The sequence below is a fragment of the Methanofollis sp. genome (genome assembly GCF_028702905.1).
Classification (GTDB): Archaea; Halobacteriota; Methanomicrobia; order Methanomicrobiales; family Methanofollaceae; genus Methanofollis.
Genome location: NZ_JAQVNX010000046.1, coordinates 1 through 15,209, shown reverse-complemented (window position 1 = coordinate 15,209; position 15,209 = coordinate 1). Strand labels below are relative to the sequence as shown.

The 15,209-nt window shown below is 59.6% G+C and carries 19 protein-coding genes, 1 tRNA gene and 1 pseudogene; 8 read left to right on the top strand and 13 right to left on the bottom strand.

Annotated elements, in window-relative coordinates; all coding sequences use genetic code 11:
• Positions 1 to 69 precede the first annotated feature (69 nt).
• Positions 70 to 381, bottom strand: a complete 312-nt coding sequence (gene eif1A / locus PHP59_RS07100) for a translation initiation factor eIF-1A (protein ID WP_067052807.1) — start codon at positions 379 to 381, stop codon at positions 70 to 72.
• A 124-nt stretch (positions 382 to 505) separates the two neighbouring features.
• The gene (locus PHP59_RS07095; RefSeq protein WP_300165462.1) at positions 506 to 1,597 is read right to left on the bottom strand and encodes a DMT family transporter; all 1,092 of its coding nucleotides are present in this window, start codon (positions 1,595 to 1,597) and stop codon (positions 506 to 508) included.
• 205 nt (positions 1,598 to 1,802) lie between these two features.
• Between PHP59_RS07095 and PHP59_RS07090 the strand changes: the two genes are divergently transcribed.
• From PHP59_RS07090 to PHP59_RS07060, 7 genes are all read left to right on the top strand, one after another.
• A complete protein-coding gene (locus PHP59_RS07090) occupies positions 1,803 to 2,522 on the top strand; it encodes a head GIN domain-containing protein (protein WP_300165460.1) in 720 nt (239 codons plus the stop codon).
• 278 nt (positions 2,523 to 2,800) lie between these two features.
• Positions 2,801 to 3,316, top strand: a complete 516-nt coding sequence (locus PHP59_RS07085) for a hypothetical protein (protein ID WP_300165458.1) — start codon at positions 2,801 to 2,803, stop codon at positions 3,314 to 3,316.
• 320 nt (positions 3,317 to 3,636) lie between these two features.
• Positions 3,637 to 4,875, top strand: a complete 1,239-nt coding sequence (locus tag PHP59_RS07080) for a uracil-xanthine permease family protein (RefSeq protein WP_300165456.1) — start codon at positions 3,637 to 3,639, stop codon at positions 4,873 to 4,875.
• Complete coding sequence (gene upp / locus PHP59_RS07075; protein WP_300165454.1) at positions 4,872 to 5,501, top strand: uracil phosphoribosyltransferase; 630 nt, start codon at positions 4,872 to 4,874, stop codon at positions 5,499 to 5,501. The genes PHP59_RS07080 and upp overlap by 4 nt, the downstream gene beginning before the upstream one ends.
• A 935-nt stretch (positions 5,502 to 6,436) precedes the next feature.
• Positions 6,437 to 6,832 carry a GNAT family protein gene (locus PHP59_RS07070; protein ID WP_300165452.1) on the top strand — a complete coding sequence of 132 codons (396 nt, stop codon included), beginning with the start codon at positions 6,437 to 6,439 and terminating at the stop codon, positions 6,830 to 6,832.
• A gap of 78 nt (positions 6,833 to 6,910) precedes the next feature.
• Complete coding sequence (locus PHP59_RS07065) at positions 6,911 to 7,939, top strand: hypothetical protein (RefSeq protein ID WP_300165450.1); 1,029 nt, start codon at positions 6,911 to 6,913, stop codon at positions 7,937 to 7,939.
• Between the two features lie 317 nt (positions 7,940 to 8,256).
• A complete protein-coding gene (locus PHP59_RS07060) occupies positions 8,257 to 8,445 on the top strand; it encodes a hypothetical protein (protein WP_300165448.1) in 189 nt (62 codons plus the stop codon).
• 166 nt (positions 8,446 to 8,611) lie between these two features.
• Here the strand turns inward: PHP59_RS07060 and PHP59_RS07055 are convergent, their stop codons facing one another.
• Positions 8,612 to 8,875 carry a hypothetical protein gene (locus PHP59_RS07055; protein ID WP_300165446.1) on the bottom strand — a complete coding sequence of 88 codons (264 nt, stop codon included), beginning with the start codon at positions 8,873 to 8,875 and terminating at the stop codon, positions 8,612 to 8,614.
• 167 nt (positions 8,876 to 9,042) lie between these two features.
• Between PHP59_RS07055 and PHP59_RS07050 the strand changes: the two are divergent.
• Positions 9,043 to 9,546: pseudogene (locus PHP59_RS07050) on the top strand (epoxyqueuosine reductase); the annotation flags it as partial.
• A 291-nt stretch (positions 9,547 to 9,837) separates the two neighbouring features.
• Here PHP59_RS07050 and PHP59_RS07045 read toward each other — a convergent pair.
• The 10 genes from PHP59_RS07045 to PHP59_RS07000 form a co-directional block, all read right to left on the bottom strand.
• Positions 9,838 to 9,921 (bottom strand) — tRNA-Leu (locus PHP59_RS07045).
• A 139-nt stretch (positions 9,922 to 10,060) separates the two neighbouring features.
• Positions 10,061 to 11,167, bottom strand: a complete 1,107-nt coding sequence (locus PHP59_RS07040; RefSeq protein ID WP_300165444.1) for an FmdE family protein — start codon at positions 11,165 to 11,167, stop codon at positions 10,061 to 10,063.
• Between the two features lie 115 nt (positions 11,168 to 11,282).
• The gene (locus PHP59_RS07035; RefSeq protein ID WP_300165442.1) at positions 11,283 to 11,873 is read right to left on the bottom strand and encodes a protein-S-isoprenylcysteine O-methyltransferase; all 591 of its coding nucleotides are present in this window, start codon (positions 11,871 to 11,873) and stop codon (positions 11,283 to 11,285) included.
• 73 nt (positions 11,874 to 11,946) lie between these two features.
• Positions 11,947 to 12,417, bottom strand: coding sequence for a GyrI-like domain-containing protein (locus tag PHP59_RS07030; protein WP_300165440.1), 471 nt, complete (start codon positions 12,415 to 12,417; stop codon positions 11,947 to 11,949).
• A 124-nt stretch (positions 12,418 to 12,541) separates the two neighbouring features.
• The gene (locus PHP59_RS07025) at positions 12,542 to 12,988 is read right to left on the bottom strand and encodes a C-GCAxxG-C-C family protein (RefSeq protein ID WP_300165438.1); all 447 of its coding nucleotides are present in this window, start codon (positions 12,986 to 12,988) and stop codon (positions 12,542 to 12,544) included.
• Positions 12,989 to 12,993: 5 nt separating this feature from the next.
• Positions 12,994 to 13,272 (bottom strand): NAC family transcription factor, encoded by a 279-nt coding sequence (locus PHP59_RS07020; protein ID WP_300165436.1) that lies wholly within the window; start codon positions 13,270 to 13,272, stop codon positions 12,994 to 12,996.
• Positions 13,273 to 13,277: 5 nt separating this feature from the next.
• Positions 13,278 to 13,613 (bottom strand): cupin domain-containing protein, encoded by a 336-nt coding sequence (locus PHP59_RS07015; RefSeq protein WP_300165464.1) that lies wholly within the window; start codon positions 13,611 to 13,613, stop codon positions 13,278 to 13,280.
• Between the two features lie 66 nt (positions 13,614 to 13,679).
• Complete coding sequence (locus PHP59_RS07010; protein ID WP_300165434.1) at positions 13,680 to 14,150, bottom strand: GNAT family N-acetyltransferase; 471 nt, start codon at positions 14,148 to 14,150, stop codon at positions 13,680 to 13,682.
• 37 nt (positions 14,151 to 14,187) lie between these two features.
• Positions 14,188 to 14,409 carry a hypothetical protein gene (locus PHP59_RS07005; protein WP_300165432.1) on the bottom strand — a complete coding sequence of 74 codons (222 nt, stop codon included), beginning with the start codon at positions 14,407 to 14,409 and terminating at the stop codon, positions 14,188 to 14,190.
• 57 nt (positions 14,410 to 14,466) lie between these two features.
• Positions 14,467 to 15,209: MerR family transcriptional regulator (locus PHP59_RS07000; protein WP_300165430.1), on the bottom strand; the 743-nt coding region annotated here is incomplete at its 5' end.

Genomic DNA, 15,209 nt, shown 5'->3' with positions numbered 1-15,209 from the left:
ACCGCCTGATCATCAAAAAATACGAGATCCAGGTGCTCTCAATCTGAGCACCAGAAAAGTATCTTTTTTTCAGAGATATCCGTGACCGCGGAGCCAGTCGACCTGCGGCCGGGTGTAGCGGTAGATGATATCGCACTTGTCTGCCTGGAAGTCCCAGGGGGTAACGATCAGGATATCGCCCTCGCGGATCCAGACCCGCTTCTTGATCTTGCCCTTGATCCGGCCGACACGCGTCGTGCCGTCATAGCACCTGACTCTGATATGATTTGCGCCGAGCATCAGCTCCGCGTTTGCAAACATCTCTTTGTTTCTCTTGTTCGGGAGACGGACCCGTATGATCTCCCCATCCGGTCCACTATCTTTATCTTTGAAATAACTCAGGGAATCAACTCCATACTTTTCCTGTGTGTTCTGCAACCTTTTCTGCTGAGAGGATATAAGAGTATCTTTCAGGATCTACAAACCGGTTTTCCCGCCCATGAAAGCGGAAAAGCCGGAAAAGCCATTATTCTTCACCCCCGTGGCGGTGGCGGTGGTGGATGTCGGGGACATGAGGGTGGTCGTGCCTGACCTCGACATGCGCGTGGAGGTGGGAGTGGTACCCGGCCCTGTCCAGGGGGGGCGTGCCAGGCGGGTGCACGTGGTCGTGGTGGAGGTCGTCGTGCATGTGGCGGTGCTCGTGGACAAGGGCCTCGTGACAGTGGAGGTGGGAGTGGCGCTCGGTGACGAGGAGATACGCCCCAAGGACCATCACCGGCAGGGCGAGGTAGAACACGGCATCGGGCGGGGCGGCGAAGATGACGACCGCCGCTGCAACCCCGAAAAACGGTGCGACAGCAAGGATCGAACCGGTCCTTGCCGTCCCGACACTCCTGAGGGAGAGGAGGAAGAGGACGCTGACAAGGCCGCCATAGCTGAGGAAACCGGCCAGCATGGCGAGGAAGCAGGTGCCCGGTGACGGCAGCGCCTCGCCGAGGAGATGGGCGAGGAGCAGGGAGAGGAGACCGGCCCCGAGACCCTTCACCGCCACGGTCGGGACAGGATCCTTTGCCGAGACATTCCTGCTGAAATTGTTGTCCATCCCCCAGAAGGTGCAGGCAAGGAGGATGCCGAGAGCTGCAAGGGAGAAACCCGCGACGTCACCGGACTCCCAGGACAGGATGATGCAGGAGACGGTGATCAGTCCGAGCGCCGCCCAGGTCCGTCTCCCGACCGCTTCGCCAAAGATGATCGCCGCTATGACCGCGGTTGCCACGGCCTCGAAATTGAGGAGGAGGGAAGCGGTCGCCGCCGGCGTTGACTGCAGGCTGAGCATCAGGGTGACAGGGGCGAGAAAACCGCCGCAGAGGACGATCCCGATAATCCAGGGGAGATCACCCGGCGTGAGAGCCGCCTCTGACCAGTTCCTGTCACGGCCGAGGGCCTTGCAGGCAAGGAGATAGGCGGCGACTCCGCTCCCGCTGCCGACATAGAAGAGTCCGGCCAGGGTGACAGGCCCGATATCGCCAAGGAGGACCTTCGCGACAGGGGCGCCGCAGCCGAAGAGCAGGGCGGCAAGGAGGGCATAGAGATAGGGCAGACGTGATGGGGCGACCATAGGGAATAGTATCATCATACATTGTCCGGGAGAGACATATAGATGGCGGGAGATACGGCCACAAAGTGCCAAAAAAGGCCAGATATTCTCTTCTGGGAGACCCTGACCCCGGCCGGGCGCACCGGTGCCGGGCAGACAGGGCAACATTATTCACAGGATAACGATCATGGGGAGAGACCAGGAGAGCTACGCGGAGGCATGACACGTGGACAGGTATGGTGCAGCAATGCTTATCCTCTCGGCAGCATTGATCGCGGGGTGTACGCAGTTCTCACCCTGCATCGAGGGGTCTGGAAATATCGTTTCCGAGACGAGAACGGTCGAACCATTCCATAGCGTGGACCTCGCCACAGTCGGGACAGTCTACCTGACACAGGATGCGACGGCCTCTCTGCGGATCGAGGCCGAGGAGAATATCCTCCCCCTCCTGCGGACGCAAGTCACGGACGGCGTGTTAACAATAGACCACAATGGCCAATGTTTCAGGACTACACAGCCGGTCATCATCAGGCTCACGACAGACGAGGTCAGGCGGGTCTCGGTGAGCGGGTCGGGATCTGTCATCGGAGAGAACGAGATCGTGTCAGAGAACCTGGAAACCGGGGTCAGCGGGTCAGGGGCCATCGACCTCCGGGTGAATGCGACCGACCTCGCATCGGCCATTGCCGGTTCGGGGAGCACAACCCTGCAGGGAACAGCGACAGATCATACGACGGTCGTCAGCGGGTCGGGGAAAGTCGCGGCATTCGACCTTGAGACCAGAGGATCGACAGTGACGATAGAGGGATCAGGGACAGCCGAAGTCTTTGCAACCGAGGTGCTGGACGTGACCGTCTCGGGCAGCGGGACAGTCACCTACCGGGGCAGCCCGGCACATATCACCCAGGAGGTCACGGGGTCAGGAGGCCTGGTTCATGCTGGATAGAGAGTTTAGGTGCAGGGAAGGCGGCAACCCCTCACCTCACGGCGCATCTCTCCTCCCGCTGCAGAGAAGAGCGCCCGCCGTCCGCCAGGAGACCGCATGAACATGCGAGAATTCATGCATTCATGGGGTCACCCCCCTGCGTGATAAAAAGAATAATATATTGATACAAACTATTCACCACTTGAACTATTGGGCAGTTCAATCTCACCGTTAAAAATTACGGAGGAGCAGATACAATGACCAGAAGGGGGGTAAATTGTCATTTTTCCTATTGGAGCGTGATCCCGGCAACCGTTTCCGTCGAAGAGCCAGGCACGAAAAAAAGATTGGTACGGAGATGGAACCATTCGATCCTTACGGCAACGCACAGGTATCCGTTCCTGGCGCCTTTCATGAAGAACATGCCCTATATGTGCCATGGCGTGACACTCGCCCTGACCGGTCCGAAAAGAGCCGGAACAGTTCCATACCAGGACGAGAACCTGAACCTCCAGCCCGGCGAGTGGGTCGAGGTCAAGCCTCTCGAAGAGATATCGGCCACCCTCGACGAGAACGGAAGGCATAAAGGGCTTTTTTTCATGCGCGGCATGGATACGTTCTGCGGGAAGAGGTTCAGGGTATTCAAAAGGGTAGAGAAGATCATGCTGGAGACGACAGGCGAGATGAGGAGGATCATGACACCGACCGTCTTCCTTGAAGGGGCTCTCTGTGACGGCACGGCATATGACGGGTGCGACCGCTCCTGTTTCTGCTACTGGAGGGAGGCCTGGCTGAAAAGAGTGCCGCCCCCATAACACCCTTTTGTTACATTCCATCATTTGAGAGACGATGCCGCACCCACCTGGCATGGGGATTTAAAATCCAATATCCCAGCCATCAGAGAGACCGGGCACCCTCTCCCCAAATGCACCCAGGGGACGCTGCCCTGCGTCTTCAGCCCCGATATGCTGGCAAAGAGGCGAATCCGACCTATTTTCCGGGAGAGGATGGATAGGTATATTCATCGTTAATCAGAAAAATTTTTGACGGAAGTTAGGAGCACCGCGTCCGACGGGTCGTGCCGGTGCATACTCGTTCCTCATTCACACATTTCCATTCATTAAGAGGTCTATCTATGGACATCGAACGAGTGACTACTGGTATTAAACGAATGTTCCAGGGCGTTCAGATCCTTTTCGTCGCTTTCGGTGCGCTCGTCATCGTCCCCCTCCTCACAGGGCTGGACCCGAATGTCGCACTGTTTACGGCAGGGATCGGAACCCTGATCTTCCAGGTGGTAACGCGGATGAAGGTGCCGATCTTTCTCGCATCTTCTTTTGCATTTATTCCGGCGATCACCTATGGTGTTGCGACATGGGGCATCCCGAGCACCCTCTGCGGCCTTGCCGCGGCAGGTCTGTTCTATGTGGTGTTGAGTGCTGTCATCAGGGTGTTCGGCATAGGGGTGGTCAACAGGCTCTTCCCGCCGATCGTGGTCGGCCCGGTAATCTGCATCATCGGCCTGTCCCTGGCGCCGGTGGCGGTCGGGATGGCGCTCGGCATGGACGGGGGCGTCCAGGTGGTGCCTGTCGAGACGGCCCTCATCCTTGCAGGGGTATCTCTCCTGACGACGCTCGTGATCTTTACCTTCGGGAAGGGATGGCTCAAACTCATCCCGATCCTCTGCGGCATTGCAGTGGGGTACGCCCTCTCGGCCACGCTCGGGATCATCAACTATACGAAGATCGTCGAGGAGGCATGGTTCTCTATCCCGGCATTTACCCTGCCAGAATGGAACCTCGCGGCGATCCTGTTCATCGTCCCGGTCGCCATCGCACCAGCCATCGAGCACTTCGGCGACATTCTCGCCATCGGATCTGTTACCGGGAAGAACTACCTGGAAGATCCCGGCGTGCACAGGACGATGCTCGGGGACGGTATCGCCACCTTTGTGGCGTCCTTCATCGGCGGGCCGCCGAACACGACCTATTCTGAGGTCACGGGTGCGGTGGCGCTGACCAGAGAGTACAACCCGCTCATCATGACCGCGGCAGCCGTCTGCGCGATCATATTTGCATTTATCGGCAAGATCGGCGCCGCACTCCACAGCATCCCCGTCCCCGTGATGGGCGGTGTCATGATCCTGCTCTTCGGCCTGATCGCAAGCCTGGGCATCAACCAGCTGGTGCGGAACAGGGTCGACCTCTCGGCACAGAAGAACATCGTCATCGTCTCCATCATCCTGGTCACCGGTATCGGCGGACTGTTCATCCCGATCGGGGATTTCAAGTTAGCAGGGATCGGCCTTGCGGCGATCATCGGGGTTCTCCTGAACCTGGCGATCCCGGAGACACAGGAGGTGAAGGCGGAATGACGGTACGGCCTGTGTCGCACCCGGTCATCACCCACAAGATCAACATGCTGCGGGACATCGGGACAAAGCCAAAGGACTTCAGACAGATCGTGACCGAGGTCACCTCTCTGCTGACGTACGAGGCGACCCGCGACCTGACGCTCGAAAAGACCATCATCAACGAGTGGCAGGGTGGACAGATGGAGGTGGAGATGTTCCTGGAGGAGGATCCGTCCATTGTCCCGATCTTCCGTGCCGGCATCGGCATGCAGGAGGGGTTCCTGAGCATCATCCCGAATGCCAAGATCAGTTACATCGGGTATTACCGGGACGAGGAGACCCTCAGGCCGAAACAGTACTATGCAAAACTGGCTGAGAACGTCCAGAACAGGAGGAACTATGTCCTGGACCCGATGCTTGCCACGGGCGGGACCACGTCCGCGGTCTGCTCCCTGTTGAAGAAAGCGGGAGTGAAGAGCATCAAGGTACTCTGCATCCTTGCAGCGCCAGAAGGCCTTGCAAAGATGGAGAGGGACCATCCCGACGTGGAGATCATCCCCGCGGTGATCGACGAGTGCCTGAATGAGAAGGGCTACATCATGCCCGGCCTCGGCGATGCCGGGGACCGCCTCTTCGGCACCAGATAACCTTTTTTTTGCCACACCGAGAGCGGGGTGCCGATCGTACGCAGTCATATTTTAGCTCTGTAGAATCGGGCATGAGTCCCGGAGGGAGACTCAAGCATATCGCATGAAAATCGTTCAGAGGAGTTCGTCTGGTCGACGTGCCTTCCCGCACGCTCGCGCCGGGGGCGCTGCCCCGGGGGCCCCCGGGATTGCGATAGGTCGGGGAAGGCAGAGGGCGGACCGTTCTGAAGGGGGTTTTGTCCTCTCCATCTCCATCATGGGGTGCTCGTTGAGAGTCAAAACCTCATGAAAACCCGGAGAACTGATCTTCTGGATCATTTTTATGGTAAACCCTCATTCTCAGATAGATCTCTCCGCACAGTCCCTGAAGCGGTGCTAACCCATCTGCCTTCCCCCTATAGTTCGCCGGGGACTACGCCCCCGGACCCCCGAAAATAGGATAGGACGGGGGAAGGATGGACCCTGCACTCATGGCCCCACCGTTTACTCCCTATCATAATGGTGGGGGGACCAGGGGGTGAAACCCCCCGGAACAGAGACACGAGAACCGGATGTATCCCGTAACCAAGCAGGGACATAGCCGTGACGCGAGCGGTTCTACAGAGCCCATATTTTGGGATTGCTCGCCAGGATACTTTTTCTTTTTCCGCTTCAGGAGAAAGAAGATCTTTATGTGTCGTGCAGAGAGACCGTAGGGAGGCATCCCGGCCCGACAGGCCTCGGGAGGAGAAAAGAGATGACGCAACAGAGATGGTCAGGAGAGAATCTTACATTCGAGTACATCAGCGGCGACGACATCCCGGCGATCTCCCGCATGCTGGCGCGTGAATCGGTCTGCGAATGGCTTTTTTTCGGCCCGAACACCGATGAGGTCACGAGGGAGTACTTCCTTCCCCTGGCCGAAGGCATCGAGAAGGCATGTCAGGAGGGGACAGGTGCCGGAGAGCCCGGTCTTTACCATCAGGCAGAAGGAGGATGGGGCATTTGTGGGGCAGTGCGCCCTCCTCCCTGTGGACTTCAGCCCTGACGCTTACCTGGTCGGGTACCAGATCGACGAGACCCGGTGGAGGAAGGGCTATGGAACGGAGGCCTGCAAGTTTCTGGTCTATTATGCGTTCACCGTCCTCGGGGCCTTCGGGCTGAACGGGGACTGCACCGCGGGGAACACCGGTTCGGTGCGGGTGATGGAGAAGTGCAACTTTGTTAGAGAGGGGCGACAGCGCCGGTACTGGCATGCCCGCGGGGGCTATCACGACCGCCTTCTCTTCGGGTGTTTGAGGGAAGACCTGGAGAAAGGGATTCTTGCAAGGCTCGAAGGGCGGTTCGGATGAATAAACAGACAAAATATACAAAAATAATAATTGTAAAGTATAATATATTTTGACACCTATCGAGTTCTCGTGAGCGCTATGAACATCACACGCCCCCATATCGAAGACCTGATGGCACGCAGCATGACGGAAAAGGCCTCGTTCGCAGAAAAGATCTATGCGGTCGATCTCCCCCCCGAACTCGCCGGTTTTGCCAGAAGATACGAGGACATGGGAGGGGAAAGAGACGTCTACCTATGGAAATGGTGCTGGGACCTACAGTATGCCCGCAATCCAGGTTTCATGCTCTCATCGGTACCTGAAAAATATCGGAGAGACGCTGCACTGGCAAAATCCTTGCTCGGCATGGCGGCAACCTTCATCGACGACGTTTCCGACACCCTGAAGGACAAACACCTGCTGGACGCCATCCTCACGATCCCCTTTGACGGCGAGTGCACCCTCCCGGATGATCTCGGGGAGAGGGGATATCTCCGGGCGATGCTGGTCAGGGACACTCTCCTTACCGCCCATGACATCCTCGCCGCCGGGCCGCGGTGGGAGGAGTTCAGGACCGCGCTGTACTATGACCTCGGGCAGACCTGGAACTCTTTTGTCTATGCCTATCTTGTCAACACACACCCTGAACTCATGAACATCACGGAGAGCAGGATCTACACCTCACATACCATGATGTTCTATATCTTCGCCGACATCGACGCGATCTTTTCTCCGTCTCTCGACATCGAAGAGGCGCCGAAGCTGCGTGAGGCGATCTGGCATGCCCAGCAGATGAGCAGGATCGGGAACTGCGTCAGCACCTGGGAAAGAGAGGTCAGGGACGAGGACGTGACGTCAGGTGTCGTCGGGTACGGGATGAGCACAGGTGTGATCAGGCCGGCAGACCTGAGAGAGATCGGTCGGGAAGAGAAGAAGAGGGAGATCATCGCCCGCCTTACGGAAAACCGTGTCGAAGAGAACCTTTTCCGGGACTGGGAGCAGAACAGACAGAGGATCATCGAGGTCGGGAAAGAGATCCGCTCCGTCGATATCGATAGATATCTCGAAGGGATCGAGATGGTGATGCTCTATTATCTGTCGAGTCGGGGAAAGGGCTCGGCGATATAAAGACCGCATCAGGGAGAAACAGGATAGCAGTTGCTCTCCCGGCATCATGACGTCCGGAGGGATCCTGTCATCCTCTGACGAAGTATCGTGCCGTTCTCGATCAGAAGGATCCCGAGCAGGAGGAGGATCAGACCCAGGGCATCGAGCACGACAGTCAGGAAGGCCCTCGGCGCCAGAAAGATGAGAGACCCCAGAAAGAGGGAGAAAATCCCCAGATCCAGGCGGCAAAACCTTCGGGGACTGCCGCCCTCCCCCGCGAGACGGGTCTGAAGGAGACCAGGGCACTGGCAAACATCCAGACGGCCAGCACGACAAAGATGACCACCGTCCAGAGGCCGAACGGGAGGAACGAGGGTGAGATGCCCAGCGCAAGCACGCACAGGCCGAGAAAGACGCTCCCCTTCGAGGTGACGGCAAAGGGGCTGAAAGAGAGTCCCTTCAGGACGACGAGGAGGCCGAGCCCGGTGATAAGCGGGGGGATCAGGACAGATATGATCCCTGCATAGAAACCAATCGGGTTGGCGATGATGGCGGTGCCGGCCAGGATGACCGCACACCCGATGAAGACCAGAAGTTGCCAGGTCGTCCTCTGCCCTTTGAGGATGAAGCGGGTCTCACCCTTCCTGGCGGATCAGGCGTCCATGACCAGAGCGAGGAAGGGGTCCCCGATCATCAGGATGAGGGGGGCGTCGTCCACCAGGTGGAGGAGGGGTGCTTTTTCGGGTCATAACGGTCATGATGGACCCGCCACTCTGTGGCGGTCTCGTGGAGATGATAGTTCCCTTTCCGGTAGTTGGCAAGGGTGCCCGGGGACGGGACATTGATCGGAGACTGTTTCCAACCGCCATCCAGAGCATCTGTCACCGCCTCCTTCGGGACGGCGACCTCCCATACACCGCCATCCAGGGGCTCCAGAAAATCATCCAGTCGCGCCACGATCTCATGCGTCCATTTGCGCTACAGTACACTCCCGGGGAAGGGTATATTTTTTGTCTTTTTCTGTCCAGGTAAGCCTGATTCCGATACGATTCCCGGATCCTCAGGGGCTGCCAGGACAGAGGGGAGCGAAGAGAACAGAGGGCATTCATATCAGGTGCACGGCGATGGAGATCCCCCTTGTGGGGGTGGCAGATGTCGGGCGGTGGGAGAACCCACCTTTCCAGCCCTGGATGCCAGAGGACTTCTACCCGCAATCGATCTTTCCGGAGGCCAGGTCGGTGATCGTGATCGGCCTGCCCGTCCCCCTGCCTGTCATCGAGACCGCCCCGTCGATCTGGTACAGGGAACTCTACCGGACAATGAACACCCTCCTTGACCAGTACACCTACCGGATCGCCACATACCTCACCGAGCAGGGGTATCCGTCCGTCTTTGTGCCGCGTGACGGCTACTCTGGGATCGACGTCCTCCTCGAAAAGCCGGTCGCCTTCTTCTCCCACCGCCACGCCGCTTTCCTCGCGGGGCTCGGGATCTTCGGGGTGAACAACATGCTCCTGACCCAGGACTACGGGCCGCGGGTGCGCTTTGGATCCGTCATCACCGCCGCCGAACTCCCGCCCGATCCTCTCATGGAGGAGGATCTCTGCACCCGCTGCATGGCGTGCGTGCGGATGTGCCCGGTCTCGGCCCTCAATGACGAGGGATACCCCACAGGCCTCACCGACAAAAGGGCCTGTGCTGAAAACAGCGCCAGACTTGAAAAGCGCGGTCTTGCTCCCTGCGGCATCTGCGTCGGGGTCTGCCCGATAGGGAAGGACCGCATTCCTCTATGGCAGGAAGAATATCGGCATCTACCGCGACCCTGCCCTGCGGCCCGACCTCACGCGGGCATGGGCGCATGTGCGGTCGTACGGGACGAAGTAACAGGTGCAGGACGAAAAGTCGCCCCTAAAAACAGATGCGAGAGGCCGGATTCGAACCGACGAACCCCTGCGGGAACAGATCTTGAGTCTGTCGCCGTTGGCCAGCTTGGCTACTCTCGCGAGGTGCAGATGATTTTTCGCTCGGCCTCCTTGAATACCTATCGCTGCCCCAGTGAAAGGGGCATGAAAAAGAGAGGGGAAAAGGGAATGGGCAACACCCCGAAGCCTGATATCAACCAGTTAATCCGCCGGGCGGGCTTTATGCCTCCACACCGAGAACCTTCAGGGGGTTGACACCGGCACTCGCAAGCGCGGCAAAGTCGTTCGGGCTCTCGCACCTGAACTCGCTGAGGGTCGTCACCATCTCTTCGGGCCGGTCCCTGTAGTCGATCAGTTTCAGGTCCATCACGAGCTTCGCCAGTGCCTGATCCCCCTTCCAGTCAGCGGTGCCGGTCAGTTCATTGCTCAGGCTCCAGTTGTAGCCCACCACAAGGCCGTCGCCGGTGTTGGTCGAGGCGTTCCAGCGAACATAGATCCCGGCAACATCGGTCCCGCCGGTGCTCTTCTTCAACGCTTCCTTCTCGGCTGCGCTCAGATCCTTGACGAAGAGGCCATTCTTGCCCGGGGTGGCGTCCCAGATTACCGGGAAAAGATCGTCCTTACACCAGACAGGACAGGCAATGACCTTGTAACTCTGAGAGGGGCCTTCAATTGGCAGGCGTTCTTCCACGTACCGGGAGATCAGGTATCCGCTGCTCACGCCGGGACAGAGGTGATTGTGGAAAGAGGCCGCCCTCAGGAAGTCATAGGGGGTGCGGGGGTCGGCCCACATATTGGCGATCGTGATGAGACTGAACTCATTGCCGCCAAAGACCTTCTTACTCAGCATTCCCGTCCATGCGCTCTGGTTCGCAAGGAGGTATTCGGCATCTATCCGTTCCTTCGCGATGATGCCGAAGACATCTTCGGGGGGAAGCGCCTTGATCTCTTCAGGGGATTTTTCCACTGCTTCAGGCTTCACCTGAAGGAAGACTGCTTCACCAGTGTCCTTCCTGTAGAAGAAGAACCACAGGGGGGAGAACTTGCTCCTCTGCGGCATCAGGAGGTTGCCGTCACCGATACTACAGCCGCTGACAGTGGTCACGCCCTTCAAGCACCGTTCGGTGGTCCGGTTTCCGAACATGACGGCACCGGCATCGGTCATGGCCAGCATGTTTTCATTGCCCTGCGCGGAGGCAAGGTGGTCCATCGCTACCGCCGCGGCCCGGGAACCGATCGCGTCCATCGTCGCATCCCCGGCAAACACCGTCCCGGGGACCAGTGCAACAAGGAGGGCAATTAAGAGAATATATCTGACATTTGACACATAAATCACCTGATCTGGACCGAACACGACCTGGAGGGACGGGTCGTGACAATCGGCACCACAGAATAAATTTACAAGAATGATCTACTTTGTATTACCAAATAAATAATTCGTATTATCCCGGCAGGCGGGGAACGAGCCGTCCTGTCCTCGCCATGTATGCCCGATAGTCCTCGCCGAAATGGTCGAGCATCATCGCCTCCTCCCGCGGCATCCGGCGGAGGACGAGGGGAACGACGGCGACGAGCATCGTCCACCCGGCCACGCCGTTCCAGAGGATGAGGGGGAGGGCGAGCGCCCAGAGGAGGTGCGCCAGGTACATCGGGTGGCGGATACGCCTGTAGACCCCGCCGGTGACGAGCCTCTGCCCGCCGGCGACGGTCACGAAAGGTGACCAGTTCTCCCCCAGGTCGGCGTGAGAACGCCAGAAAAGGATGAGGGCGGCGGCAAAGATGACGACCCCGGCGATGCCGGCGACGTCGGGGAGGCGGTAGTCGGCAAAGGAGAGGAGGGAGGTGAAGGCGTACAGAAGGGGGAAGGCGAGGAGGCCGAGGCCGCTCAGGGCCATGAGGGCCGTATCGAGGGGGTCTGACCCGAGGTCGGGGGCCCCCCTCTCCCGCAGGCCCCGGCCGTACGCGGCCCTGATGAGAGTACCGATGCCAAGGCCTCCAAGATAGCACGCCGTCCAGACAGACATCCCGGTCATCCTGCACACACCCCGACCATCGTCGCACCGGCATCATGCAGGGCCGGGGTATAACCCTTCCGCACCCGCGTCTTCAGGCCACCAGCACAAAGATCTCGGTGAGGATCTCCGCTTCGGGAACCTCACGCGGGTCGTTCAGGTAGACCTCCCTGATAGGGCCGGTGATCTCCAGCCCATTTTTGGCAAGCCATGCAAAGAGTCTCTCATAGGTCGGCCCGCACTCCTGGTACGGTCCCCTGTGGACGACACGCGCCATCCTGCCTCCCGGAAGCTCGTAGCAGGCGATGCCGCCAGCGGGGGCAAGTCGTTCCGTAACAGGCACGGTGATCTCGATATCGGCGGCACCTTCGAGATCGGCCTTCACCGCCTCCTCTTCGCTCGTCTCATGCATGACAAAGATCGGGCAACCCGGGGATGCGGCGCCCTGCGATAGGACATATTCGTACACGGTCCGGATCATGTCGGGAATCTCTTCGTACTTCCCGCGTTTCCGTATGCCGACGACATGCTGTGGTTCGACATCGACAAGAGTAATCTCTTCCATGGTCTTCGCGCGGAAAAGGGAGGAGGAGAGAGATAAACATGCGCCGGATGGGGCGAATGTGCAGGATGGAGGATCTGTCGAGGGCACCATGGACACGGCCGCAGACAGCCACAGGCTCACGAAATCAGGATCTTTGCAGGATATCTTCCAGGATCTCCACCGCATCCCGAACATAGAGGGTGCACCGCACGGAAAAGACTCCGGCCTCCCTGGCCGCGTCAAGGCTCCGTGGATCCGAGAGGTCGTAGCCCAGAAGAGCGGTGCAGTCCACCGATCCGTGGCGGTCTCCGAAACGGCGGAGAAACTCCCGCACCAGTGCGTAGCATCGCTCCTTCCCCTCCCTGTCACCGGGCACGGGGGTGCCGCGGGCCAGGCCGAGGACGAGAACGGCGCCGCTCACCGCCCCGCAGGTCCGGTCCGTGTGGGCGAGGCCGCCGCCGAAACCGCACGCCAGTTTCCTGACCACGGCCTCGTTCAGGCCAAACTCATCGGCAAACGCAGAAGCGACCGCCTGGGCGCAGTTCAGACCACCGGAAAATGCCTGTACGGCCCGATCGGATCGATCAGACATGATTCTTATTTCCGCCCGGCTGATGCCTGCCTGTATTCTGCCATCAGCGCGTCGGCGTAGGCGTCGGTCTTCTTTGTCGGGATATAGTTGAAGGCCTTCACCCTCGTCAGGAGTTCTTCCCTGACCTCTCCCTCGGCTGTGAGGTGCAGGTCGAGGACATCGCAGAGGATCCGGTCGAGCTGGTCGATCCCGGTCGCCTTGCCGTCGACCAGGATCGTCCTGATCTCCGGACCCTCGGGCACGACGCCGCCGCAGATGGTGCAGTATCTCCCTTCGTCCGGCATCTCTCTCACTCCCTGATCATGGTCAGCATCATCTTGAACCGCGTCACCGCGGAGAGGGCATGGGGGGCGTTCGCCGGGAAGATGATCGTATCGTCCTCCTTCATCTGGTGGGTCTCCCCCGCGAGCCAGACCTCACACTCCCCGTCGAGAATGGTCACCACCGCGTCGTACGGCGCCGTGTGCTCGGAGAGGCCCTCGTCCTCGTCGAAGGAGAAGAGGGTGATGCTCCCTGCCGGCCTGTTGACGAGCATCCGGCTTGCCACTGTCCCGTCCTGGTACTCGACGAGGTCTTTGAGGCGGAGAACCATCCCTTTCAGTTCGGCACGTTTTTCGTCGCCCATGGTCATATCAGGCACTTTCACGCCTGCAGATAAAATACTGCCGTCACCGGCCCGGCGACAGGGGGTTCAAAACCCCCTTTCGAACATCAGGTAGTTCGACTCATCCATCCCGAGGCGCCGGTAGGCCTCCTGAGCCCGCAGGTTTTCCGCATCGACGTACAGGCGGAGGCCGACAACGCCGGGCAGTTTCCGTGCCCCCCTCTCGATCTCCCGGAAGATCCCGGAGAAGATCCCCTGACGCCTGACGTCGGGATGGACATAGACGCTCTGGACCCACCAGAAAGAGCCATTCCACCAGTCGCTCCATTCGTAGGTGACCATTGCCTGCCCGACGACACGGCCCTCCATCTCGGCGACGAGGTAGAAGCCCTTTGCCGGGTCGGCGAGCAGTGCCTCGACGCCCGCCAGGACCGTCGCCGGGTCGAGGGCCTTCCCTTCGGTCTCCTCTGCCATGACGATATTGTATGCGGCGATGATGCCGGCATCGGTCATGACCGCCCTCCGGAGGTTGGCGCCGGCCCTTTCTCCGGCCACCATGCCCACGCGTGGGGTACGGGAGAGAAGGCCCTTTCCCCTACCCGGCGGGCGGCCCCTGGCACTTTGAGGGACATGGGAAGATCGCCTTCCCCTCGGGATCGACTTCATAGTCCTCCGGGTGTTCGACGAGGTCGAGGGCATTGATCTCCATCGCAATGAGATCATCATAGGGGAATCCCACAGTCTGGGAGACGCCTCCCCGCCTGTACTCGACGAGAACGCCGTTCGCCATCTTCCTTGCGCCGGTGATCTCTTCCATGGCCCTCCCCATGCGGCCGCGGCATATCAATTCTTCGGAGGGAAGAAAAAGGGGAATTCAGTCGGCCCGCACGACGGGGTACTGCACCTCGGTCCTGAGTTCTTCAGGCGGGACCTCGTGCGGGCTGTTGTAGTAGAGTTCCCGGTCTGGCCCACGGAGGGCGAGGCCGTGCGCCGCGGCATACTCCAGGATCCTGCCGTAGGCCAGGTTGAGACTGTAATACGGCCCGGTAGAGAGGACAGAGACGACCTGCACCGGCGGGAGGGTCTTCACCTCCACCCCTTCGCCGACGCTGACCCGACCGGCGACCGGGACCGCGACCTCGATGTCGGCGTCGGTCTCCCTGTACTCCTCGTCGTGGCAGAGCATCATCACCGGCCCGGTGATCCGCACGCCGTTCCGCCGGTTTTCCGGGCTGAAGATGGTGGCCATCAGTTCCTCGATGAGACGGTGACAGACGTCCTCATAACTTCCTCTCTCCCGCTTGCTGATCACCCGCACCGCGGGGATCTCCTTGATGACTGGTTCGGACAGCGACATTGCAAACAACTCCTGAAGGGAGGGCCTGACACGCAGGACCTCCTCGATCTTCTTGAGGTGCGCCATCTCCTGCCGCACCGCGGCAAGGCGCCTCTCCACCACGTCCACGCCGTCGTCGCCATCGATGATGATCTTCATCTCTTCAAGAGAGAAGCCGAGTCCGGCAAGGGTCCGGATCCGCACCGCCGCTTCGAGTTGCCCGATGGTGTAGTTGCGGTATCCTGTGATCTGGTCCTTTGCCCCGGGCACCAGGAGGGCCT